The sequence below is a fragment of the Gordonia hankookensis genome (assembly GCF_014673215.1).
Lineage (GTDB): Bacteria > Actinomycetota > Actinomycetes > Mycobacteriales > Mycobacteriaceae > Gordonia > Gordonia hankookensis.
Genome location: NZ_JACWMS010000004.1, coordinates 478207 through 500132, shown reverse-complemented (window position 1 = coordinate 500132; position 21926 = coordinate 478207). Strand labels below are relative to the sequence as shown.

Sequence of the window (21926 nt, the reverse complement as noted above, 5' to 3'; positions counted from 1 at the left end):
TCTCCCTACAGTTGGGATTCTCCCGCACCAAGGCCGGCACCTGGTTGCACCTGGGCGACGCGCTGCAACGACTGCCCAAGATCCGGCTGGCCTACCTGGCCGGCGATTTCAGCACCCACCGCATGTCACGGATGGTCTATGCCGCACAACTGGTGCCCGACGATCTGGTCATCGACACCGACCCGACACCCGGTGCGGCGTGCACTCTCGATTTCGAAGACCTCGCCTTGGAGTTGCAGGCGCGGCCCACCACCGACACGGTGTTGCAGGATCAGTTGGCCGAGGTGGTGATCAGCCTCGACCCCGACGGCGCCGCCCAGACCCGCGAACAGTTCGCCCACACCTGGCAGAACCTGACCGTCACCGCCGACTCATCCGGGCACATGACCCTCGACGGCTGTGTACCCGCCGAAGATGGCGTGCACCTGTCCCAACGCATCAGCACCCTGATCGCCGAACGCCTGTGTCGCCGCGACCCGCGCCGCATCGGACAACAACGCGTCGCTGCTCTCGCCGAGATCACCGGCGTCCCCGGCACAACACTCACCTGCCACTGCGGACACCACGACTGCCCGCAACGCCCCACCCCCAACCCCACCGACCCGAGCGATCCGAGCGATCCCGCCGGCCCGAGCGATCCGGTCTATCCGAGCGAGCCGAGCGATCCGAGCGGGCATGGCACCGAAGCTGTTTCGGCGGACGCCAATGTGCCCGAGGCAGAGCCAAACAGCCAACCACCGCCGTCGTCGTCTGCCTGGACACTGGTCCTCGACCCTGCGGGCAGCGTGGTCCCCCGACTACGCGGCTACGGGGCCATCGACCCCGCACTGGCCGAGGCGTTGACCGAGAACTCCACCCTCATCGCCGTTCCCGACACCACCGAACGCCCACCATCGGGGCTGATCGTCGTCGCAGACCGCGGACCCGCACCACCGGTCGATCCCACCGGCCACGGCGGGCACCGGCATCCACCACCGGGAGCGCTGACCTACACACCGTCCCGGCGATTACGCGACCAGATCCTGCACACCGATTTGTGGTGCCGATACCCACTGTGCGCCACACCATCCCACGACTGCGAACTCGACCACCTCGTCAAGTTCAACCATGCCGACCCACAGGCCGGCGGCTGGACCGTGCCAGAAAATCTGGCGCCGCTGTGCACACCCGACCATCACCGCAAACACCTCGGAATATGGCTACCCACCATGCACACCGACCGCACCATCACCTGGCACAACCCGACCACCAGAGAGCAGATGGTCACCCACCCGCGATAGCCGGGCCGGAACCATCAGGCGAGTTCGATGAGTTCCTGATACTCGTCGGACCAGTGGTCCTCGGTGCCGTCCGGAAGCAGGATCACGCGCTGCGGGTCGAGGGCGGCGGCGGCGCCGGGGTCGTGGGTCACGAGGACCACGGCGCCTGTGTAGCTGCGCAGCGCGTCGAGGACCTGCTCGCGCGAGATCGGGTCGAGGTTATTGGTCGGCTCGTCGAGCAGCAGGACATTGGCCGCCGACGACACCAGGCCCGCCAGCGTCAGGCGGGTCTTCTCGCCGCCCGACAACGTGCCCGCAGGCTGATCGAGTTGAGCTCCGCTGAACATGAACGCGCCCAACAGACCGCGAAGGTCCTGCTCCCCCGCGTCAGGAGCGGCGTGGCGAATGTTCTCCCACACCGTGGCCATGTCGTCGAGAGTGTCGTGCTCCTGAGCGAAATAACCGATCTTCAGGCCGTAGCCGGGATCGAGCGAACCGAGATCTGGTGACTCGACCCCTGCCAGAAGCTTGAGCAACGTGGTCTTGCCGGCGCCGTTGAGTCCGAGCACGACGACGCGGCTGCCCTTGTCGATCGCCAGGTCGACCCCGGTGAAGATCTCGAGGGAGCCGTACATCTTGGTGAGGCCGCTCGCCATCAGAGGCGTCTTGCCGCAGGTCGCAGGCTCCGGGAAGCGGATTCGTGCGGTTCGATCAGCCACCCGCTCCTCGTCAAGAGCGTCGATCATCCGGTCCGCACGCTTCAGCATGTTCTGCGCGGCGGTTGCCTTGGTCGCCTTTGCGCCCAGTTTGGCTGCCTGCGCCCGCAGTGCACCCGCCTTCTTCTCGGCGTTGGCGCGTTCGCGCTTGCGTCGTTGCTCGTCGGTGGCGCGGGCGTCGAGGTAGCGCTGCCAACCCATGTTGTAGATGTCGGCCTCACCGCGCACGGCATCGAGGAACCACACCCGGTTCACCACGTCGGCCAGCAATTCCACGTCGTGACTGATCACCACGAGACCGCCCTCATGGTTCTGCAGGAATCCGCGCAACCAGGTGATCGAGTCGGCGTCAAGGTGGTTCGTCGGCTCATCGAGCAGGAGCGTTGTGTCGGACTTCCCGGCACCGTCGGAGGCCGCAAAGAGGATGCGTGCCAGCTCGATTCGACGTCGCTGACCGCCGGACAGAGTCCGCAGGGCCTGGCCGAGAACCCGATCGGGCAACCCGAGGCTGTGACAGATGCGCGCAGCCTCCGATTCGGCCACATAGCCGCCGAGTGCAGAGAACCGCTCTTCGAGTTGCCCGTACTTGGCCACCGCCCGGTCACGGACCCGGTCGTCGGCCGCCTCGGCCATCAGTGCCTGCTGCTTCTCCATCTGATGCAGGATCGCGTCGAGGCCGCGTGCGGACAGCACCCGATCCTTGGCGAGGACGTCCAAATCGCCTTCTTTGGGGTCCTGCGGCAGGTAACCGAGTTCGCCGCTGCGCACCACCGTGCCGGCATATGGTTCGGTCTCACCGGAGAGGATTCGCAGTGTGGTGGTCTTGCCCGCGCCGTTCCGGCCGACGAGGCCGATCCGGTCGCCGGGTTGAATACGCAGTGCGGGACCGGGCGCCGACAACAAGGTCCGAGCGCCCGCTCGGACTTCGAGGTCGGTTGCGGTGATCACGGCGGTCAAGTCTACCTGCGGAGGACCATGCGTTTTTCCGCCCGACCGCTCCACCGCCACCCGAGGCGACCATTACGGTGAGGATCGTGAGCGAACCCACACCGACACACATGTCCTCTGACCTGACCGGCAAGTCCGCACTGGTGACCGGGGCGAGCCGTGGAATCGGCCTCGCCATCGCCACCGAACTGGCGCGACGTGGCGCAGCGGTGGTGATCACCGGCCGCAAGCCCGAACCGCTGGAGGAGGCGGCCGGCCAGATCCGCACCGCGGTGTCCGGCGCGAAGGTCACCGCGACGCCCGGCAACACCGGTGACGAAACTCACCGCGCCGAAGCGGTGGCCGCGGCGGTCGCACAGGGCGGCATCGACATCTTGGTCAACAACACCGGGATCAATCCGATCTTCGGCCCCCTGATGGACGCCGACCTGGCCGCGTTCCGGAAGATCTTCGACACCAACGTGGTCGCGGCACTCGGCTTCATCCAGGAGGCTTTTCGGGCCGGGATGCGCGACAACGGCGGCGCGGTGGTGAACATCTCGTCGGTCGCGGGTATCCGTTCGACTGGTGTGATCGCCGCATACGGGGCGTCCAAGGCCGCATTGATCCGACTGACCTCGGAACTCGCCTGGGAACTCGGGTCGAACAACATCCGGGTCAACGCCATCGCGCCGGCGATCGTGAAGACCCGGTTCGCGAGCGATCTGATCGCGGGCGACAACGAGGCGCGCGCGCTCAAGGGCTACCCCCTCGGCCGGCTCGGCGAGCCGGAGGACATCGCCCGCGCGGCCGCATTCCTGGCCTCCGACGAGGCGGCCTGGATCACCGGCGAGACTCTGAACGTGGACGGCGGCATGCTGTCCACCGGATCGATGTGACGCGGTTCTTGTGACCCAGACGCTCGTGTGACGGACGCGATGACCGATGTCGTGGTGGTCGGCGCGGGACCAGCAGGTCGCGCGCTGACTCACCGTCTGCTGCAACGTGGCGTCGAGGTCACGCTCGTCGATCCACACCCGACCAGGCCGTGGCGGCCGACCTACGCGTGCTGGGCCGACGAGATCCCCGCATGGATCCCCCGCGATACCGTGTCCGCCCAGACTGATTCGGTGGAGATCCGGGCACCTGACTCGGTCCGCATCCAGCGTGGTTACGCCGTCTTCGACAACCCGGGCCTGCGCCGGGCCCTGGACGTCGACGGTGCGCGGATCGTCCCCGAGACGGCACAGGTGGTGGCAGATGATCATGTGATCACCGGGTCGGGGACGATCCGGACCGCACGGGTCGTCGATGCCCGGGGCACGACCGGCCGCGGACCGCGCCAGACGGCGTGGGGGGTGGTGGTGTCACATGAGCAAGCACGACCGATCCTTCGCGAGGCCGATGCCGTCTTGATGGACTGGGACCCGGTCACCCCGGACGACGGGTTGCACATCGCGTCGTTTCTCTATGCAGTACCCCTCGACGACGAGCGGTTCCTCCTGGAGGAGACCTGCCTCGCCGGAGACCCACCACTGTCGATAGCGCAGCTGCGCTCCCGACTCGAGCGGCGACTGGGCCGCCCGCTCGTCGCGGCGGCGGTGGACACGGAATCGGTGTCCTTCGCCCTGCACGGCACACCGACCCCGTGGCAGACCCGACCGCAGCCGTTCGGCTCTCGTGGCGGTCTGTTGCACCCTGCCACGGGCTACAGCATCGGCGCCTCGCTGACGGCCGCCGACGTGGTCGCGGATGCCGTGGCCGCCGATCGGGATCCGCAGAGTGCGTTGTGGCCCACGCAGGCCCGCGCGGTATACCGTCTCAGATCCGCCGGCCTGCGCGCTGTGCTGGGACTCGATGCGCAGCAGACGCGTCGCTTCTTCGCGACGTTCGCACGTCTGCCCGTCGAGCGACAGCGCGCCTATCTGACGGGTCGCGATGACCTGACCGGAACGCTGTCGGCGATGGCGACGATGTTCGCGCACGTCGACCACGCAACACGACTCTCACTCGTGCGGGCAATGGCGGGACGGCGACCGGTCAGCGACGCTGTTCGCGGCTGACGGGTGCGAACGCGTCCGCCTCATCCTCGACGGTGTCGCGGCTGGTGACCGGATATTCGTCGGAATCGTCCTCTGCCCCATCGGGTTCGACCTCGATGGACTGTTCGATCAGATCGCCGTCATCGGCCGACGGGATCGCATCATCGACGGTCATCGCGCACCTCTTTCGAAACTGGCGTTGGTCCGTACATCTCCAGGCTAACAACGTCTCCGGCGCTGTCGAACTGCCTCGCGCCCGGCCTATCCGGCCCGCAGAACGCGCCATTGCCGCACGAGGTCGTCGACGTCGACGGTGTGGGCGGTGATCAGCGTGGGAAGGCCGGCACGTGAACCCAGGTGGGCCTCGCGCACCCGCCGATTGAAATCCGTGAGGATGTCGCGCACCGCGTTCTCGTCGGCGATGTCGCGCAGCGACTCGGGGAAGCCCTGGGCTTCCTTACGAAGCTGCAATGGCATCGGCAGCAGCGCCGACGAATCCAGGTTCTCGTCGCGGATCTTCCGCTTGACCCACCAATCGGGGTCGTCGGCGTCGCTCAGGTCGAGAGGCCGACCCATGCCGGGCAGGTTGTCGAACTCCCCGCGCTCGGTGGCCTCGCGGATCATCTTCTCCACGCGCGACTCGTACCGGGGCGGCTGCCATCGGCGGACGCGCCGGAACCGGCCCTCGGTCGAGGACCGCTCGTCGTCGGTCGCAGGCATCAGACGTGCGACGCCAGATCTAGACCGTGAAGCCCAGCGCCCGCAACTGTTCGCGCCCGTCGTCGGTGATCTTGTCCGGTCCCCACGGCGGGATCCAGACCCAGTTGATCTCCATGTCGGTGCACAGCCCGCTGTTCACCAGCGCCGCCCGCGACTGATCCTCGATGACGTCGGTGAGCGGACAAGCCGCCGAGGTGAGGGTCATGTCGATCTTGGCGACCGCCTCTTCGGTGACCTCGATGCCGTAGACAAGACCGAGGTCCACGACGTTGATGCCGAGTTCGGGATCGACGACGTCGCGCATCGCCTCCTCGACGTCCTCGAGCTGAGGCAGCGACGTGGTCGGGGCCTCCGGTGCTGTGGTTGTTTCGTCACTCATACCGACTCCACTTCTGAAGGTTCATCTCTGTCGACTGTCTGGGCCAACGCGTCCTTGAACGCCATCCATCCCAGCAGAGCACACTTGACGCGGGCCGGGTACTTGCTGACGCCGGAGAAGGCGACGCCGTCACCGATCACATCCTCGTCACCCTCGTCCGCGCCGCGCGAGGTCATCATCGCGTTGAAGGAGTCCAGGGTGGTGAGGGCCTCGTCGACCGGCTGCCCGACGAGCTGATCGTGGAGCACCGAGGTCGACGCCTGCGAGATCGAACATCCCTGCCCGTCATACGAGATGTCCTCGACGGTCGATCCGTCCGCGGAGAGCGCGACTCGAAGGGTCACCTCGTCGCCGCACGTCGGGTTCACATGATGTACCTCGGCGCCGAACGGTTCGCGCAGTCCACGGCCATGCGGGTGCTTGTAGTGGTCCAGGATCACCTCCTGGTACATCTGTTCCATCCGCATCGTCAGCGGTCCCCCTTCGCGCTGGCCCCGACCACTCCGAAGAAGTTCTGCGCCTTGACGATCGCATCGGCGAGCGCGTCGACCTCGGGCAGGGTGTTGTACGCGGCAAACGAGGCGCGCGCGGTGGCGGCCACCCCGAAGCGCTTGTGCAGGGGCCACGCGCAGTGGTGTCCGACACGGATCGCGACGCCCTCGTCGTCGAGGATCTGGCCGAGATCGTGCGCGTGCAGACCATCGACCAGAAACGAGACGGCACCGCCCCGCTGCTCGGCAGTGGTCGGGCCGACGATCCGGAGACCATCGATTGCCGCAAGTCGTTCCAGCGCGTACGCGGTGAGTCGATGCTCGTGCGCCGCAACGGCATCCATACCTATCGCGGTCAGATAGTCGACAGCTGCGCCGAGCCCGACGACCTGCGACGTCATCGGCACGCCTGCCTCGAATCGCTGTGGCGACGGGGCATACGTGGACACCTCCATCGACACGGTCTCGATCATCGAACCACCGGTGATGAAGGGCGGTAACGCATCCAGCAGACCCGCCCGGCCGTAGAGCACACCGACGCCGGACGGACCGAACATCTTGTGCCCCGAGAACGCGGCGAAATCGACGCCGAGCGCGGCGAAATCGACAGCCATGTGCGGCACCGACTGGCAGGCGTCGAGAACCACGACCGCGCCGACCTCGCGGGCCCGGCGGACCATTTCGGTCACATCGGCCACCGCACCGGTGACGTTGGACTGGTGGGTGAAGGAGACGACCTTCACGGTCTCGTCGAGCGTCAGCGAATCGAGGTCGATCCGGCCATCGTCGGTGACGCCGAACCACTTCAGCGTCGCACCGGTCCGGCGGCAGAGTTCCTGCCATGGGACCAGATTCGCGTGGTGCTCGAGTTCGGTGATCACCACGGTGTCCCCGGGACCGAGTGGGCGACCGCCCAGCACCGCGGCGGACCGGTCGTCGCCGAGCGTGTAGGTCACCAGGTTGAGCGCCTCTGTCGCATTCTTGGTGAACACGATCGTCTCGGGCGTCGCGCCGACGAAGTCGGCGATGGATGCCCGCGCGCCCTCATAGGCGTCGGTCGCCTCTTCGGCGAGCTGGTGCGCGCCTCGGTGCACAGCCGCGTTGTGCGTCGTCAGGAAATCACGCTCGGCGTCGAGCACCTGCACCGGGCGCTGGGACGTGGCACCGGAGTCAAGGTAGACCAACGGCTTGTCGTCACGAACTGTGCGCGACAGGATCGGGAAGTCCGCGCGCAGTCGTCCGACATCCAATGTCGGCGCGACGGTTTCGGGAGAGAGCGTCATGACGGTACCTCCTTCACCGAATGGGTTCAGCCGGCGGCGGCCGCCGACGTGAAGCGGACGTAACCGTTCTCTTCGAGTTCGTCGGCGAGCTCCGGTCCGGCGGACTCGACGATGCGTCCGTTCACGAACACATGGACGAAGTCCGGCTGGATGTAGCGCAGGATGCGCGTGTAGTGGGTGATCAGCAGGACGCCACCGTTCTCGCGGTCCTTGTACTGGTTCACACCCTCACTGACGACGCGGAGGGCGTCGACGTCGAGGCCCGAGTCGGTCTCGTCGAGGATGGCGATCCGGGGCTTGAGCAGGCCGAGCTGCAGGATCTCGTGACGCTTCTTCTCACCGCCGGAGAACCCTTCGTTCACGCTGCGCTCTCCGAAGGACGGATCGATCTCCAGCGCCGTCATCGCCTCCTTGGTCTCCTTGACCCAGTGACGAAGCTTGGGCGCCTCGCCGCGCACCGAGGTGGCGGCGGTCCGCAGGAAGTTCGACATCGACACCCCCGGCACCTCGACCGGGTACTGCATCGCGAGGAACAGCCCAGCGCGGGCGCGCTCGTCCACACTCATCTCGAGGACGTCCTCGCCGTCGAGGGTGATGGAACCCTGGGTCACCTGATACTTCGGGTGGCCGGCGATCGCGTACGACAGGGTGGATTTGCCAGAGCCGTTGGGGCCCATGATGGCGTGCGTCTCACCCGACGACACGGCCAGGTTCACACCCTTGAGGATGTGGATCGGTTCGGCGTCTGCGTCGCTCTGCGCGACGTCGACGTGCAGGTCACGGATTTCCAGTGTGGTCACGGTGGTTGTGTTCCTCGATGCTCGTGGGTGTGGCTGTGCTCGTTGGCCGGCTCAGGCGCCGGCTATCTCGAGCTCGTATTCGATGGCGGCCTCGAGCCGTTCCCGGATGTCGGGCACGGCGATCTTGGCGATGATCTCGCGGAAGAAGCCACGGATCACCAGACGACGGGCCTGATCCTCCGGGATGCCTCGGGCCTGCAGGTAGAACAGTTGTTCGTCGTCGAATCGACCGGTTGCGCTGGCATGTCCGGCACCGACGATCTCGCCGGTCTCGATCTCCAGGTTCGGCACCGAGTCGGCGCGGGCGTTGTCGGTCAGGACCAGGTTGCGGTTGAGCTCGAACGTGTCGGTCCCCTCGGCCGCCGGACGGATCAGTACGTCGCCGATCCAGACCGTGTGGGCCTCCCGGGTGCGGTCACCAGTGAGGTCGCCCTGCAGGGCGCCCTTGTAGACAACGTTCGACCGGCAGTTCGGCTGGCTGTGATCGACCAGGAGGCGCTGCTCGAGGTGCTGGCCGGCATCGGCGAAGTACAGACCCCACAACTCGACGTCGCCGCCGGGTGCGTCGTAGTGGACCACCGGAGAGAGCCGAACGAGATTGCCGCCGAGGCTGATCGCGAAGTGCCGCACCACCGCATCGCGTCCGACCCGGACATGATGCGCTGCCACGTGCACCATGTCGTCCGCCCAGTCGTGCACGTTCACCACGGTCAGGGCCGCACTGTCGCCGACCACGAACTCGATGTTCTCGGCGTACGTTCCGCCGCCCTTCTGGTCGAGCACGACCACCGCGCGGGCGAAGGCCTCGAGGCGGATCTGCAGGTGGCCGAAGCCGACCTCGCCCTCTCCCGGACCGGTCACCTCGACGACGACCGGCTCGGACAGCTCGACCTCACGGCCGACGGTCACCACCGTGGCGTCGGTGAACGACGAGAACGCCTGAGCCGACACCCGGTCGAACGGGATGCCGCCCTCGCCGAGACGCTTGTCGTCGCGGCCGACGGTCTCCACCGTCACGCCCTCGCCGGTACCGGAGATCTCGAACACCGGATCGGCGGTGCGCTGAGCCGAACCGTCGTGCAGTCCGCGCAGCCGGCGGAACGGGGTGAACCGCCACACCTCTTCGCGGGGACTCGGCACCTCGAACGCCTCCACGTCGAAGGAGGTGAACATCTCCCCCTTGTTGACGGGTGCGGCTTCGCCGCGGTTGACGGGTGCCACCGGAGTCGACGACACGGGCAATGTGGGATCTGCCATCAGCCGACGGCTCCTTCCATCTGCAGTTCGATGAGGCGGTTGAGTTCGAGCGCGTACTCCATCGGGAGTTCCTTGGCGATCGGCTCGACGAATCCGCGCACCACCATGGCCATCGCCTCGTCCTCGGTCAGACCGCGACTCATCAAGTAGAAGAGCTGATCGTCGCTGACCTTCGACACCGTGGCCTCGTGGCCCATCGTCACGTCGTCCTCACGGATGTCGACATACGGATAGGTGTCGCTACGCGAGATCGTATCGACCAGCAGGGCATCACATTTCACCGTCGACCGGCTGCCGTGCGCACCGTTGTTGATCTTGATCAGGCCGCGATAAGAGGCGCGGCCGCCACCGCGGGCCACCGACTTGGACACGATGTTGCTCGAGGTGTTGGGCGCCAGGTGCACCATCTTGGAGCCGGTGTCCTGATGCTGTCCCTCGCCTGCGAACGCGACCGAGAGCACCTCGCCCTTGGCGTGCTCACCGGTCAGCCAGACGGCCGGGTACTTCATCGTGACCTTGGAACCGATGTTGCCGTCGATCCACTCCATGGTGGCGCCGGCCTCTGCCTTGGCGCGCTTGGTGACCAGGTTGTAGACGTTGTTCGACCAGTTCTGGATGGTCGTGTACCGGCAGCGACCACCCTTCTTGACGATGATCTCGACGACTGCCGAGTGCAGCGAATCGGTCTTGTAGATCGGCGCGGTGCAGCCCTCGACGTAGTGCACGTAGGCACCCTCGTCGACGATGATCAGGGTCCGCTCGAACTGGCCCATGTTCTCGGTGTTGATGCGGAAGTAGGCCTGCAGCGGGATGTCGACGTGGACCCCCGGCGGGACGTAGATGAACGAGCCACCCGACCACACCGCGGTGTTGAGGGCGGAGAACTTGTTGTCGCCTGCGGGGATCACCGATCCGAAGTATTCCTGGAAGATCTCCGGGTGCTCCTTGAGCGCGGTGTCGGTGTCGAGGAAGATGACACCCTGCTCTTCGAGGTCTTCACGGATCTGGTGATAGACCACCTCGGACTCGTACTGTGCCGCGACACCGGAGACCAGACGCTGCTTCTCGGCCTCTGGGATGCCGAGCTTGTCGTAGGTGTTCTTGATGTCCGCGGGCAGATCGTCCCACGTCGCCGCCTGCTTCTCGGTGGAGCGGACGAAGTACTTGATGTTGTCGAAGTCGATGCCGTCGAGTTCGGCACCCCAGTGCGGCATCGGCTTGCGGTCGAAGATGCGCAGAGCCTTGAGACGCTGCTCGAGCATCCACTCCGGCTCGCTCTTCTTCGCCGAGATGTCGGCGACGATCGCGTCCGACAGACCGCGCTGTGCGCTCGCACCGGCGACGTCGGAATCCGCCCAGCCGTACCCATACTTGCCCAGCGACGCGATGGTCTGCTCCTGGGTGAGGGGCGAGGGCTTGGCGGGTGTGGCGGCGTCGGTCGCGGTTGGTTCGGTGACTGTCATCGCGAAGCCTTTCGACTCGTCTTCATCGGGTGAGCGGATGCGGGCTGTGCATCGCTCGCTGTCGTCTGGGTGGTGTCGGACGGGACCGTGGCCCCTTCCGGCGGGGGGTGGAGCGGAACATGGGTGGTACAGACACAATCGCCGTTCGCGATCGTCGCCAGCCGCTGCACGTGGGTACCGAGCAGTTCGGTGAAGACCGCGGTCTCCGCCTCGCAGAGCTCCGGGAACTCCGTGGCCACGTGGGCAACCGGACAATGATGCTGGCAGATCTGCATCCCGGTACCGACCTCGCGGGTGTTGGCCGCGAAACCCGCGCTGGTCAACGCGTCGGCGATGTCGTTCACCGTGGTGGCGACCGATCCGGACTCGTCGGCGGGCACGACGTTCGCGGTGATCTCCTCGACCCGGTCGCGGGCGAACGCCTCGACCGCGGACTCACCGCCCACTGTTCTCAGTCTGCGCATCGCCGCGCCCGCGAGGTCATCGTAAGCGTGACGCAACTTGCCGCGGCCGGTCGCCGTGAGTTGGAACCATTTGGCGGGACGACCGCGACCACGGCGCCCGAACCCCGAGGACGAGATCTCCACGTCGCCTGCCTCGGCGAGTGCATCGAGGTGACGTCGGACACCCGCGGCGCTGATGCCGAGGCGATCGGCGATCTCACTCGCGGTCAGCGGACCGTCCTCCACCAGCAGAGAGATCACGGCAGCACGCGTCTGCCCGTCGTGATGACCGGCATTCGCCGCCCCGTCCGAGGGGCCGGCAGGCGCGCCCTTGGGCAGCGCTGTATCGCTCCTCATGGTTTTCACAACACAAGTGTGTCGTAATTGCTTCCCGCATGCCAGCAAGGCTGCCCTTACCGAGCGGGACCGGTCGGGCACGTGTGGCGAGTCCGCGCAGCGCGGACGGGGCACTAGAGTCGTCGGCGTGCCAGAAACCACAGTGCCGCGGAGTCGGGGCCGCGCGCTGCCGCAATGGGCTCGCTCGCCGCACGAGGCCCTGCGCCGGAGCGCCGACTACCTCGGGCTGAGCAGGAACCGATCCCGTACCGACACCGCGCAGGTCGACGACACCATCGACCGTCGAGGCGATTATGGCAAGGCCGTCGCGCGGCTGCACGACGACGAACGTGAGGTCGGCCCGCTCAACGCAGCGGAGAACAAGCGCCTCCTGCGGATCAAGTTGTTCGGTGCGACCGGTTCGGTCCTCCTGCTCATCGGGTCACTCGGCACGGGTGCCGTCCCGGTGCTCCAGAACCCGGTGGCCGGGATGCGCGTGCTGTCACTTCCGTCGCGGATGTGGAGTACGGCCCTCACACTCTCGATCGGCGGCACCATCATGCTGGTCGTCGCCTGGTTGCTGATCGGCCGATTTGCGGTCGGCCGGTTCAGCGTCGAGGTGCGCCGGGGCCGCAGCCCGGAGCGCCGGATGACGCGTCAGCAGGCCGACCGCACCCTCATGCTCTGGATCGCGCCGATCATCGTCGCGCCGCCCCTGCTGTCCAAGGACATCTACTCGTATCTCGCGCAGAGCGCGATCGCGTATCGGGGGATGGATCCCTATGTGGTCAGTCCGGTCCGCGGACTCGGTGTCGATCACGTCCTGACCCGGTCGGTACCCAATCTGTGGCGCGACACACCCGCCCCCTACGGCCCGCTTTTCCTGTGGATCGGCAAGGGCATCACTGCCGTGACCGGCGACAACATCACCGCGGCGATCTTCCTGCATCGACTGGTGGCGCTGGTCGGCATCGGCCTGATCGTGTGGGCACTGCCGCGATTGGCCCGACGCTGCGGGGTGTCGTCGGTGGCCGCGCTCTGGCTCGGCGCGATGAACCCGCTGCTGATCCTGCACCTGGTGGGCGGCATCCACAACGAGGCGCTGATGCTCGGCATGATGCTGGTCGGCCTGGAATTGTCCTTCCGTGCGATCTACGGCGCGGATCGACTACGTAGACCCTCGTCGTGGTGGCCCAGTACCGCAGGCTGGACGCTGATCGCCGGCGCCGCGGTCATCTCGGCGTCGGCCATGGTCAAGGTGACCTCGCTGTTGGCACTCGGCTTCGTCGGGATAGCGCTCGCCCAACGGTGGGGTGCCATCCTGCCGGCACTCCGTAACGCACCCGTCGCCCAATGGTGGGAACGATCACGCCGGAGTATCGCGGCGCTCGGTTGCTCGGCGGCGTTCTACGCGAGCATCCTGGCCGTCGTCATGGTCGGGATCTCGGTCGGTACCGGGCTCGGCTTCGGATGGACGGGCACCGGGTCCACCGGTGCCGTGGTGCGGTCCTGGATGTCCATGCCGACGTTGTTGTCGGTGACCACGGGCCGTCTCGGGCTCGCACTCGGCCTCGGAGACCAGACCCAGGCGATCCTCGAGGTCGGCCGTCCGCTCGGTGAGCTCGTGGCCGCCGTCTTCATCGTGCGCTGGATGCTCGCCTGCCTCGGCGGCCGACTGCATCCACTCGGTGCACTCGGTGTGTCAATGGCCACAGTCGTCGTCTTCTTCCCCTTCGTCCAGGCCTGGTATCTGCTGTGGGCGGTGATCCCACTCGCCGCCTGGGCGACCCGCCCGTGGTTCCGCCTGACCACCATCGCGGTCTCCGCGATCATCGCGATCGTTGTGATGCCGACGAGCTCCAACACCAGCGGAGTCGTACTCGCCCAAGGGCTCCTGGCCGGCGTGATCATGGTCGCGGTGATGACCGCGCTGTTCTTCGAGGACCTGCCGGTGCACCGATGGTGGCGAGGTCGTCGGGGACATGAACCGGTCCATGAGGACGCCGACGCGGGCTGACGACGGACCGAGCGTTGCGAATCCGCGTTTTTGGGACGGCGACGCCGAACGAATAGTCTGGCCCATGTGTGCGGCACGACGATCCGACAGCGGTACCCGGGTGATGATCGACGACCTGATCATCGACGCGACGATGGCCGCACGGTGAATGCGGACCGCTCCGGGGCGCCGGCCCTGCGTGCCACGGGCGTGGTGAAGCGGTATGGCGACCGGACCGCTGTCGACGGGCTGGATCTCGAACTCGAAACCGGCACGATCCTCGCGCTACTCGGCCCGAACGGCGCGGGCAAGACGACGACTGTCGAGATGTGCGAGGGGTTCCTCGCACCCGACGCGGGACGGGTCGAGGTCCTCGGCCTCGACCCGGTCACCGACAACGACGCCCTGCGCCGCCGGATCGGCGTGATGCTGCAGGGCGGAGGTGCCTATCCGGGCGCTCGTGCAGAAGAGATGCTCAGGCTCTGCGCGGCCTACAGTGCCGACCCGATCGACCCGGCCTGGCTGCTCGACGCGATGGGGCTGACCGACTGTGCCCGCACGTCGTTCCGCCGACTGTCCGGCGGACAGCAGCAGCGCCTCTCGTTGGCCTGCGCGATCGTCGGCAGGCCCGACCTGGTGTTCCTCGACGAGCCCACTGCAGGACTCGACGCGCACGCGCGGATCATGGTCTGGGAGTTGATCGATCGACTCCGCGACGACGGTGTGTCGGTATTACTGACAACTCACCTGATGGACGAGGCCGAAGAACTCGCCGACCAGGTGGTCATCATCGACAACGGACGTGTCGTCGCGTCCGGCACACCGAAGGACCTCACGCGCCGGGGCGCCGAGAACGAGCTCCGGTTCTCCGCTCCCCGCGGTCTCGACATGGCGATGCTCGGGCTCGCGCTGCCCGAGGAGTACCGCTGTTGCGAGACCACCCCGGGCGCCTACCTCGTGCGTGGACCCGTGACCCCACAGATACTCGCCACCGTCACCGCATGGTGCGCGCAGATCGACGTGCTGGCGACCGACCTCCGGGTCGAGACGCGCAGCCTGTCGGACGTCTTCCTCGACCTCACCGGACGGGCACTGCGATCATGACCACGCCGACCAACCGGTTCGACGCCGGGACCTTCGCCCCGCGTCCGCGTCCCGCGTCGCTGCCCGCGATCCTCACCGCGCAGTCGCGGATGGAGCTGACGCTGCTGCTGCGCAACGGCGAACAGCTCCTGCTCACCATGTTCATCCCGATCACCCTGCTGATCGGTCTGTGTCTCCTCCCGGTCGACACCGGTCTCGGTTCGACGCCCGCGGAACGTGCCGCCACGTTCGTGCCGGCAATCATGACCGTCGCGGTGATGTCCACGGCGTTCACCGGACAGGCCATCGCCCTCGGGTTCGACCGCCGCTATGGCGCACTGAAACGTCTTGGCGCGACACCGATCCCACGGTGGGGCATCATCGCCGGAAAGTCGATCGCGGTGGTGATCGTGGTGGCCTTGCAGGCCCTGACCATCGGCGGCATCGGTCTGGCCTTCGGCTGGCGCCCATCCCTGCTGGGACTGGTGCTCGGCGCCGTGGTCATCACAGTCGGCACTGCGACGTTCTCCGCACTCGGCCTGCTCCTCGGCGGGACGTTGAAGGCCGAGGTGGTACTCGCGCTGGCCAACCTGCTCTGGTTCGCGATGGTCGGCATCGGCAGTCTCGTCGTGATGGGCGACCGGGTGCCGGCCGTCGCGCACTGGATAGCCCGTTGTGTTCCGTCCGGAGCATTGACCGAGGCACTCGACCAGGCAACCCGGGGCTCGGTGGATTTCTTCGGTATAGGTGTGTTGCTGGCATGGGCGGTCGGTGCCGCCCTGCTCGCGGTGAGGTGGTTCCGGTTCCAATGACAGTCCCCAAGACATCAGATCCCGAGGCGACCGGGGCAGCCGGTACGTCAGCGGGCGCGGCCGATGAGCAGCCGCCGAGGACCGACGCACATCGTTTCGCACGGCTGCCCGGATTCGGCCGTCCGACCGCCCGTTTCGTCTACTGGTGGGCCATCGCCCTCCTGATCGCCAACGTCGGCATCGTCGCCACCGGTGGCGCGGTCCGCCTGACCGGCTCCGGACTCGGGTGCCCGACCTGGCCTCGGTGCACCGACGACTCGTTCGTCCCGCATGAAGCCCTCGGTGTGCACGGCGTCATCGAGTTCGGCAACCGGATGCTGACCTGGGTCCTCACGATCGTCGCGATCGCGACATGGGTGGCGGTGTTGCGCTACGCCCGTTCCGCCCGGCGGGACAAGTGGTTGGTCACCCTGCTCGCCCTCGGCATCCCGTTCCAGGGCGTGATCGGCGGCATCACCGTGCTGACCAAACTCAACCCGTGGGTCGTCTCCCTGCACTTCGTGCTCTCGATGGTCCTGGTGTCGGGCGCAACCGTGCTCGTGTACCGACTGCGCCCTGACGCTCCGCCGCCCCCGCCGGTCGGACCCGGAACCCGGTTGGGTCGAAGCCTCTCCGTGCTGCAGTATCTGGTGACCTGGGCGACCGTCTACCTGGGGACCGTCGTCACCGGCTCCGGTCCGCATGCCGGCGACACCGAGGCGCGACGCAACGGCCTCGCCCCCGATCACGCCACCCAGTTGCACGCCGACGCGGTCTTCGTGCTGATCGGGCTCGCCATCGCGGTCGCGGTCTTCACCCGGGCGCTCAGACTCCCCGAGCAGCGGAGCGCCTACACATTCCTCGGTCTGATCGCCGTACAGGGCATTCTGGGGGTGGTCCAATACAACACCGGGCTGCCGATCGCCCTGGTGATCGCGCACATGACCGTCAGCGCCATGCTGCTGATCGTGGCGACCTGGATGATCCTGCAATTCGGCACGCGCACGGTGACCGACGAGAACGCCACGTCGACGACAACCGGCGTCTAACGAGGCCGGCGACCGCCCGGGCGCTCAGAGAATCGCGCGGTTGCGAGCCTTCGGGAAGCGACTCTGACGAGCCACCCAGCCGGCCATCTTCCGATAGTGCGACGGCGACACGGTGGCCGCAGACGTCAGGTCGCGGTCCCACTCCGCGGTCTCGAGTCCGTCGAGGGCCTCGACGACCGCCTCCGCGGTCGCGACATCATTCACCACCCGATCACCGAGAATCCCGCCCTGCTCCCCCACAAGGGTGATCCGGACGCCCGCAGCACCTATGGGCTGCAGCACGGCCTTCGCGGAACCGCCTTCACGGCCGATGAATCCCTTGATCGAGGCGACCACATTCTGCGGGGCCGCGACGGGCGTGGTCGTCACATCAGCGGTATCGGATTCAGGCTGCTCGCTCATGGTTCCCGAGCATACCGGGGGACGATGAGCCCGCTCGCTGCGGTAGAACTGAGCCATGCGCGCAATTCAGGTGATTCGCCATGGTGGCCCGGAGGTTCTCGAGTTCGGCACCGTCGACGACCCGACCCCAGCACCCGACGAGGTCCTGGTCCGTACCGCGGCGACCGGGGTCAACTTCATCGACACCTACCTGCGGCGCGGTCTCTATCCGTCGGTACCGCCGTACATCCCGGGTACCGAAGGCGCAGGCGAAGTGGTGGCTGTCGGTTCCGACGTGGACTCCGTTGCCGTCGGACAGCGTGTCTGTTGGGTCGATGCACCCGCGAGCTACGCCGAACTCGTCGCCGTCCGCGCTGTCCGCGCGATCCCCGTGCCCGACCGGGTTCCCGACGACGTCGCGGGTTCGGCCATGTTGCGGGGGCTCACCGCCCACTATCTCCTGGACGGCAGCGCACACCCACGATCGGGAGACGCCGTACTGATCCATGCGGGTGCCGGGGGTGTCGGACTCATCCTCACGCAACTCGCCAAGCTCCGCGGACTCCGGGTGATCACCACGGTGTCCGATGACGAGAAGGCCACACTGTCGACCGCCGCCGGCGCCGATCACGTCCTGCGCTACAGCGACGGCCTCGCGGAGCAGGTGCGCTCGCTCACGGACGGAAACGGCGTGCGGGTGGTCTACGACGGCGTCGGCGCCGACACCTTCGAACAGTCCCTGGCGTCCACAGCCCTGCGCGGCATCGTCGTCCTGTTCGGCGCGGCATCGGGTCCGGTGCCACCCTTCGACCTCCAGCGCCTCAACGGGGCCGGTTCCCTCTCGGTGACGCGGCCGACCCTTGCGCACTTCATCGCCGACCCCGAAGAACTGCGCTGGCGGGCGGGCGAGTTCCTCGGCGCGGTCGCCGACGGTGACGTCGACGTCCGGGTGGGCCAGCGCTACCGCCTCGCCGACGCCGGCGCCGCGCACACCGATCTGGAATCCCGCGCGACGACCGGGGCGACCGTACTCATCCCGTCCTGATCTCGGGTCGGCCCCGAGTCGCTGTGGAGCCGGCCGCTCTCGGCAGAGAACCGGCTGCTGTCGGCGCGTGGGCGACTGTCAGAAGTAGCTGGTGATCAGCGGCAGGTTGACCACGGCATCGATGGCCAGGCCACAGAACAGGATCGCCAGGTATTCGTTCGACTGCAGGAAGACCTTCAGCGGCGCCACCTCGGCGCCTGCGCGGGTCTCGCGGTACAGGCGCTGCACGCGGCTGGTGAACCAGGCACCGGCGAGTACGGCGACGCCCGCGTAGATCCAGCTGGTCCCGAGGATGAGCACCAGCGACGAGAGCACGGTTGCCCAGGTGTACCAGAGCATCTGGCGGGTCACCCGCTCCTCGGTGGCGATCACCGGCAGCATCGGCACCCCGGCCGCCCGGTAGTCCTCCTTGTATCGCATCGCCAGCGCCCAGGTGTGCGGCGGCGTCCAGAAGAAGATCACCAGGAACAGCACGATCGGCTGCCAGCTGATGCTTCCGGTCACCGCTGCCCAACCGACCAGGGTCGGCATGCATCCGGCCGCACCGCCCCACACCACGTTCTGCCAGGTGCGGCGCTTCAGGATCAAGGTGTACACGCCCACGTAGAACGCGATCGTCGCGGTCACCAGCAGGGCGCTCAGAAGATTGGCGGCCCACCACAAGACCGCAAACGAGCCGATCCACAGGGCGATGCCGAAGATCAGCGCGCTACGCGTGGAGACGGCGTGCCGAGCCAGCGGCCTGCGCGCCGTGCGCTTCATCTTCTGATCGATGTCGGCGTCGGCGACCATGTTGAGTGTGTTGGCGCTGCCGGCGCCGAGCCAGCCGCCGAGCAGGGTGAAAGCGATCAACGCGATGTCGACGTGGCCGCGATCGGCCTGGAGCATCACCGGGATCGTGGCCACCAGCAACAGCTCGATCACACGCGGTTTGGTCAGCGCGACGTACGCGAGAACGGCCGCCTTGGCCCGGGAGAGAATCGATGCGTCGGAGCTCTCCGACGACGGGTTCTGCGCGGTGGAGGCCCCATGGCTGCCGTGGGATGCGGTGGACAGATCTCCGCTCACGCGCTCCCCAATCCTCACGGCCTCTCCTCGTCTGCCCCGAGGTGCTGCTCCACGACCAGGGCTACTACAGAGCATGGTAGACGGTGGTATCGACGATCGAAGAATCGAGTCCGGCGGGGCCGGACGACCTCGACGGGAAGCCCCGGTCGAGGCTTTCGCGTCACTCGCCGGAGCACGCGAAGGTTCAGCAGATTAGTCTGGAGCGGTAGCTGCCGAACTCCCGGGCGGCCCGCACGCACACACCGTGAACTTGTACAACCGAGGACTTGCGACCGTATTCGCACCGACCTGCACAGGAGACAGCACGACCGTGGCGCTCACAGACGACATCCGCGCATTGACCCAGCCGGCCCACCCCGACGACTGGACCGAGGTGGACACCCGCGCGGTCGACACCGCCCGCGTGCTGGCCGCAGATGCGGTACAGAAATGCGGCAGCGGCCATCCGGGCACGGCGATGAGCCTCGCCCCGCTCGCCTACACCCTGTTCCAGCGCGTGATGCGCCACGATCCCGCGGACACCGGATGGGTCGGACGCGACCGATTCGTCCTCTCCTGTGGGCATTCCAGCCTCACCCTCTACATCCAGCTGTACCTCGGTGGGTTCGGTCTCGAACTGCCCGACATCGAGGCACTGCGAACCTGGGGCTCACTGACCCCGGGTCACCCCGAGTTCCGCCACACCAAGGGTGTGGAGATCACCACCGGGCCGCTCGGCCAGGGCCTCGCGTCCGCGGTCGGCATGAGCATGGCATCGCGCTACGAGCGCGGACTGTTCGACCCGGACGCCGCGCCCGGCGCCAGCCCGTTCGACCATTTCATCTACGCGATCGCCTCCGACGGCGACATCGAGGAGGGCGTCACCTCCGAGGCATCGTCACTCGCCGGGACCCAACAGCTCGGCAACCTCATCGTGTTCTACGACCAGAACCAGATCTCGATCGAGGACGACACCGACATCGCGCTGTCCGAGGATGTGGCGAAGCGCTACGAGGCCTACGGCTGGCACGTGCAGACCGTCGAGGGCGGCGAGGACGTGGTGGCCATCGAGGCTGCGATCGAGGCCGCCAAGGCGGTGACCGACAAGCCGTCGATCATCTGTCTGCGCACGATCATCGGCTACCCGGCACCGACCAAGATGAACACCGGCGCCGCCCACGGATCTGCGCTCGGCGACGACGAGGTGGCCGAGACCAAGAAGATCCTCGGTTTCGACCCGGAGAAGAACTTCGACGTCTCCGACGAGGTGATCAACCACACGCGCGCGCTTCTCGAGCGCGGCACCGCGGCCAAGGCCGAGTGGTCGAAGGGCTTCGACGCCTGGGCGACGGCCAACCCTGAGACCAAGGCCCTCTTCGACCGTCTGCAGGCCCACGAACTGCCCGAGGGCTGGACCGACGCGCTGCCGTCCTGGACGCCCGGCGACAAAGACGTCGCCACCCGTGCCGCATCGGGCAAGGTGCTCTCCGCGTTGGGCCCCGTGCTCCCCGAACTGTGGGGCGGCTCGGCAGATCTCGCCGGCAGCAACAACACCACCATGGACGGCGCGGCATCGTTCGGGCCGACGTCGATCAGCACCAAGAAGTGGTCGGCGAACCCGTACGGTCGCACGCTGCACTTCGGCATCCGCGAGCATGCGATGGGCTCGATCCTGTCGGGCATCGCGTTGCACGGGCCCACCCGTGCCTACGGCGGCACCTTCCTCCAGTTCGCCGACTACATGCGCCCTGCGGTGCGCCTGGCGTCGCTGATGGAGATCGACCCGATCTACGTGTGGACCCACGACTCCATCGGCCTGGGCGAGGACGGCCCGACGCACCAGCCGGTCGAACACCTCGCCGCGCTGCGGGCGATCCCGCATCTCGACGTGGTCCGTCCCGCCGACGCGAATGAGACCGCCTACGCCTGGCAGACGCTGTTGGGCAGGCGCAACCATCCGGTCGGGCTCGCCCTGACCCGGCAGAACGTGCCGATCCTCGAGGGCACCAGTGCCGCGGGCGTCGCGCAGGGCGGATATGTACTCAGTGACCCCGAGGGCGATCCAGAGGTGGTCATCATCGGGACCGGCTCCGAGGTCCAGTTCGCGGTCGAGGCCCAGAAGGCATTGAAAGACAAGGGCATCGCGGCGCGTGTCGTCTCCATGCCATGCGTCGAATGGTTCGACGAGCAGCCGCAGGGCTACCGCGACGCGGTGCTGCCGCCCACGGTCCCGCGCGTCTCGGTCGAGGCAGGCATCGCGATGCCGTGGTACCGGATCGTCGGCGCAGGCGGCGAGATCGTGTCGCTCGACCACTTCGGGGCATCCGCCGATTACAAGGTGCTCTACGAGCAGTTCGGCATCACCACCGAGGCGGTCATCGCAGCCGCACAGCGGGCCGTCACCACCTAGCCGAGGGC

General features: G+C 67.2%; 21 protein-coding genes. 9 read left to right on the top strand and 12 right to left on the bottom strand.

Annotated features, from left to right (window positions below; genetic code table 11):
- The coding region (locus IDF66_RS20495; protein WP_190268359.1) for an HNH endonuclease signature motif containing protein at nt 1–1280 on the top strand (1280 nt) is incomplete at its 5' end.
- A gap of 14 nt (nt 1281–1294) precedes the next feature.
- On the opposite strand, the gene IDF66_RS20490 is transcribed toward IDF66_RS20495, so the two are convergent.
- The gene (locus IDF66_RS20490) at nt 1295–2923 is read right to left on the bottom strand and encodes an ABC-F family ATP-binding cassette domain-containing protein (RefSeq protein WP_164307885.1); all 1629 of its coding nucleotides are present in this window, start codon (nt 2921–2923) and stop codon (nt 1295–1297) included.
- Between the two features lie 110 nt (nt 2924–3033).
- On the opposite strand from IDF66_RS20490, the gene IDF66_RS20485 reads away from it, so the two are divergent.
- Together IDF66_RS20485 and IDF66_RS20480 are read left to right on the top strand one after the other, a co-directional pair.
- Nucleotides 3034–3801 (top strand): SDR family oxidoreductase, encoded by a 768-nt coding sequence (locus IDF66_RS20485; protein WP_164308004.1) that lies wholly within the window; start codon nt 3034–3036, stop codon nt 3799–3801.
- 39 nt (nt 3802–3840) lie between these two features.
- Nucleotides 3841–4965 (top strand): lycopene cyclase family protein, encoded by a 1125-nt coding sequence (locus tag IDF66_RS20480; protein ID WP_190268358.1) that lies wholly within the window; start codon nt 3841–3843, stop codon nt 4963–4965.
- On the opposite strand, the gene IDF66_RS20475 is transcribed toward IDF66_RS20480, so the two are convergent.
- The 9 genes from IDF66_RS20475 to IDF66_RS20435 form a co-directional block, all read right to left on the bottom strand.
- A complete protein-coding gene (locus IDF66_RS20475) occupies nt 4943–5119 on the bottom strand; it encodes a hypothetical protein (RefSeq protein WP_164307887.1) in 177 nt (58 codons plus the stop codon). The two genes, IDF66_RS20480 and IDF66_RS20475, sit on opposite strands and share 23 nt — an antisense overlap.
- Nucleotides 5120–5205: 86 nt before the next feature.
- Nucleotides 5206–5664 (bottom strand): DnaJ family domain-containing protein, encoded by a 459-nt coding sequence (locus tag IDF66_RS20470; protein WP_164307888.1) that lies wholly within the window; start codon nt 5662–5664, stop codon nt 5206–5208.
- Between the two features lie 19 nt (nt 5665–5683).
- On the bottom strand, nt 5684–6043 hold the full coding sequence (locus IDF66_RS20465; protein WP_164307889.1) for a metal-sulfur cluster assembly factor: 360 nt from the start codon (nt 6041–6043) through the stop codon (nt 5684–5686).
- Complete coding sequence (gene sufU, locus IDF66_RS20460; RefSeq protein WP_164307890.1) at nt 6040–6510, bottom strand: Fe-S cluster assembly sulfur transfer protein SufU; 471 nt, start codon at nt 6508–6510, stop codon at nt 6040–6042. Before sufU ends, IDF66_RS20465 begins: the two co-directional genes overlap by 4 nt.
- Nucleotides 6511–6512: 2 nt before the next feature.
- Nucleotides 6513–7817, bottom strand: a complete 1305-nt coding sequence (locus tag IDF66_RS20455; RefSeq protein WP_190268357.1) for a cysteine desulfurase — start codon at nt 7815–7817, stop codon at nt 6513–6515.
- A gap of 26 nt (nt 7818–7843) precedes the next feature.
- Complete coding sequence (gene sufC / locus IDF66_RS20450; protein WP_164307892.1) at nt 7844–8617, bottom strand: Fe-S cluster assembly ATPase SufC; 774 nt, start codon at nt 8615–8617, stop codon at nt 7844–7846.
- Nucleotides 8618–8668: 51 nt separating this feature from the next.
- Nucleotides 8669–9874 (bottom strand): Fe-S cluster assembly protein SufD, encoded by a 1206-nt coding sequence (gene sufD, locus IDF66_RS20445; protein ID WP_190268356.1) that lies wholly within the window; start codon nt 9872–9874, stop codon nt 8669–8671.
- Nucleotides 9874–11337 (bottom strand): Fe-S cluster assembly protein SufB, encoded by a 1464-nt coding sequence (gene sufB, locus IDF66_RS20440; protein ID WP_190268355.1) that lies wholly within the window; start codon nt 11335–11337, stop codon nt 9874–9876. Before sufB ends, sufD begins: the two co-directional genes overlap by 1 nt.
- A complete protein-coding gene (locus IDF66_RS20435) occupies nt 11334–12137 on the bottom strand; it encodes a helix-turn-helix transcriptional regulator (RefSeq protein WP_190268354.1) in 804 nt (267 codons plus the stop codon). The genes sufB and IDF66_RS20435 overlap by 4 nt, the downstream gene beginning before the upstream one ends.
- 166 nt (nt 12138–12303) lie before the next feature.
- Here IDF66_RS20435 and mptB point away from each other — a divergent pair, with 166 nt between their 5' ends.
- The 4 genes from mptB (at nt 12304) to IDF66_RS20415 (ending at nt 17035) form a co-directional block, all read left to right on the top strand.
- Nucleotides 12304–14133, top strand: coding sequence for a polyprenol phosphomannose-dependent alpha 1,6 mannosyltransferase MptB (gene mptB / locus IDF66_RS20430; RefSeq protein ID WP_387999742.1), 1830 nt, complete (start codon nt 12304–12306; stop codon nt 14131–14133).
- 144 nt (nt 14134–14277) lie between these two features.
- Nucleotides 14278–15216 (top strand): ABC transporter ATP-binding protein, encoded by a 939-nt coding sequence (locus tag IDF66_RS20425; RefSeq protein ID WP_190268353.1) that lies wholly within the window; start codon nt 14278–14280, stop codon nt 15214–15216.
- Nucleotides 15213–16007, top strand: a complete 795-nt coding sequence (locus IDF66_RS20420) for an ABC transporter permease (protein WP_190268352.1) — start codon at nt 15213–15215, stop codon at nt 16005–16007. Before IDF66_RS20425 ends, IDF66_RS20420 begins: the two co-directional genes overlap by 4 nt.
- On the top strand, nt 16004–17035 hold the full coding sequence (locus tag IDF66_RS20415) for a COX15/CtaA family protein (protein WP_190268351.1): 1032 nt from the start codon (nt 16004–16006) through the stop codon (nt 17033–17035). Before IDF66_RS20420 ends, IDF66_RS20415 begins: the two co-directional genes overlap by 4 nt.
- 24 nt (nt 17036–17059) lie before the next feature.
- Here IDF66_RS20415 and IDF66_RS20410 read toward each other — a convergent pair whose 3' ends face one another.
- Nucleotides 17060–17437, bottom strand: coding sequence for a hypothetical protein (locus tag IDF66_RS20410; protein WP_190268350.1), 378 nt, complete (start codon nt 17435–17437; stop codon nt 17060–17062).
- Nucleotides 17438–17492: 55 nt separating this feature from the next.
- Here IDF66_RS20410 and IDF66_RS20405 point away from each other — a divergent pair, with 55 nt between their 5' ends.
- Nucleotides 17493–18461, top strand: coding sequence for a quinone oxidoreductase family protein (locus IDF66_RS20405; RefSeq protein ID WP_164307901.1), 969 nt, complete (start codon nt 17493–17495; stop codon nt 18459–18461).
- A 78-nt stretch (nt 18462–18539) separates the two neighbouring features.
- On the opposite strand, the gene IDF66_RS20400 is transcribed toward IDF66_RS20405, so the two are convergent.
- Complete coding sequence (locus tag IDF66_RS20400) at nt 18540–19529, bottom strand: heme o synthase (RefSeq protein ID WP_164307902.1); 990 nt, start codon at nt 19527–19529, stop codon at nt 18540–18542.
- A gap of 310 nt (nt 19530–19839) precedes the next feature.
- Here IDF66_RS20400 and tkt point away from each other — a divergent pair, with 310 nt between their 5' ends.
- Entirely contained in the window at nt 19840–21918 is a 2079-nt protein-coding gene (gene tkt / locus IDF66_RS20395; RefSeq protein WP_190268348.1) for a transketolase, read from the top strand.
- The last annotated feature ends 8 nt before the right edge of the window (nt 21919–21926 follow it).

Bases quoted from the DNA above. Each gene is read 5' to 3' on its own strand.
- IDF66_RS20485 (WP_164308004.1), top strand. From the start codon at position 3,034: ATGTCCTCTGACCTGACCGGCAAGTCCGCACTGGTGACCGGGGCGAGC.
- IDF66_RS20480 (WP_190268358.1), top strand. From the start codon at position 3,841: ATGACCGATGTCGTGGTGGTCGGCGCGGGACCAGCAGGTCGCGCGCTG.
- IDF66_RS20475 (WP_164307887.1), bottom strand. From the start codon at position 5,119: ATGACCGTCGATGATGCGATCCCGTCGGCCGATGACGGCGATCTGATC.
- IDF66_RS20470 (WP_164307888.1), bottom strand. From the start codon at position 5,664: ATGCCTGCGACCGACGACGAGCGGTCCTCGACCGAGGGCCGGTTCCGG.
- IDF66_RS20465 (WP_164307889.1), bottom strand. From the start codon at position 6,043: ATGAGTGACGAAACAACCACAGCACCGGAGGCCCCGACCACGTCGCTG.
- sufU (WP_164307890.1), bottom strand. From the start codon at position 6,510: ATGCGGATGGAACAGATGTACCAGGAGGTGATCCTGGACCACTACAAG.
- IDF66_RS20455 (WP_190268357.1), bottom strand. From the start codon at position 7,817: ATGACGCTCTCTCCCGAAACCGTCGCGCCGACATTGGATGTCGGACGA.
- sufD (WP_190268356.1), bottom strand. From the start codon at position 9,874: ATGGCAGATCCCACATTGCCCGTGTCGTCGACTCCGGTGGCACCCGTC.
- sufB (WP_190268355.1), bottom strand. From the start codon at position 11,337: ATGACAGTCACCGAACCAACCGCGACCGACGCCGCCACACCCGCCAAG.
- IDF66_RS20435 (WP_190268354.1), bottom strand. From the start codon at position 12,137: ATGAGGAGCGATACAGCGCTGCCCAAGGGCGCGCCTGCCGGCCCCTCG.
- IDF66_RS20420 (WP_190268352.1), top strand. From the start codon at position 15,213: ATGACCACGCCGACCAACCGGTTCGACGCCGGGACCTTCGCCCCGCGT.
- IDF66_RS20415 (WP_190268351.1), top strand. From the start codon at position 16,004: ATGACAGTCCCCAAGACATCAGATCCCGAGGCGACCGGGGCAGCCGGT.
- IDF66_RS20410 (WP_190268350.1), bottom strand. From the start codon at position 17,437: ATGAGCGAGCAGCCTGAATCCGATACCGCTGATGTGACGACCACGCCC.
- IDF66_RS20405 (WP_164307901.1), top strand. From the start codon at position 17,493: ATGCGCGCAATTCAGGTGATTCGCCATGGTGGCCCGGAGGTTCTCGAG.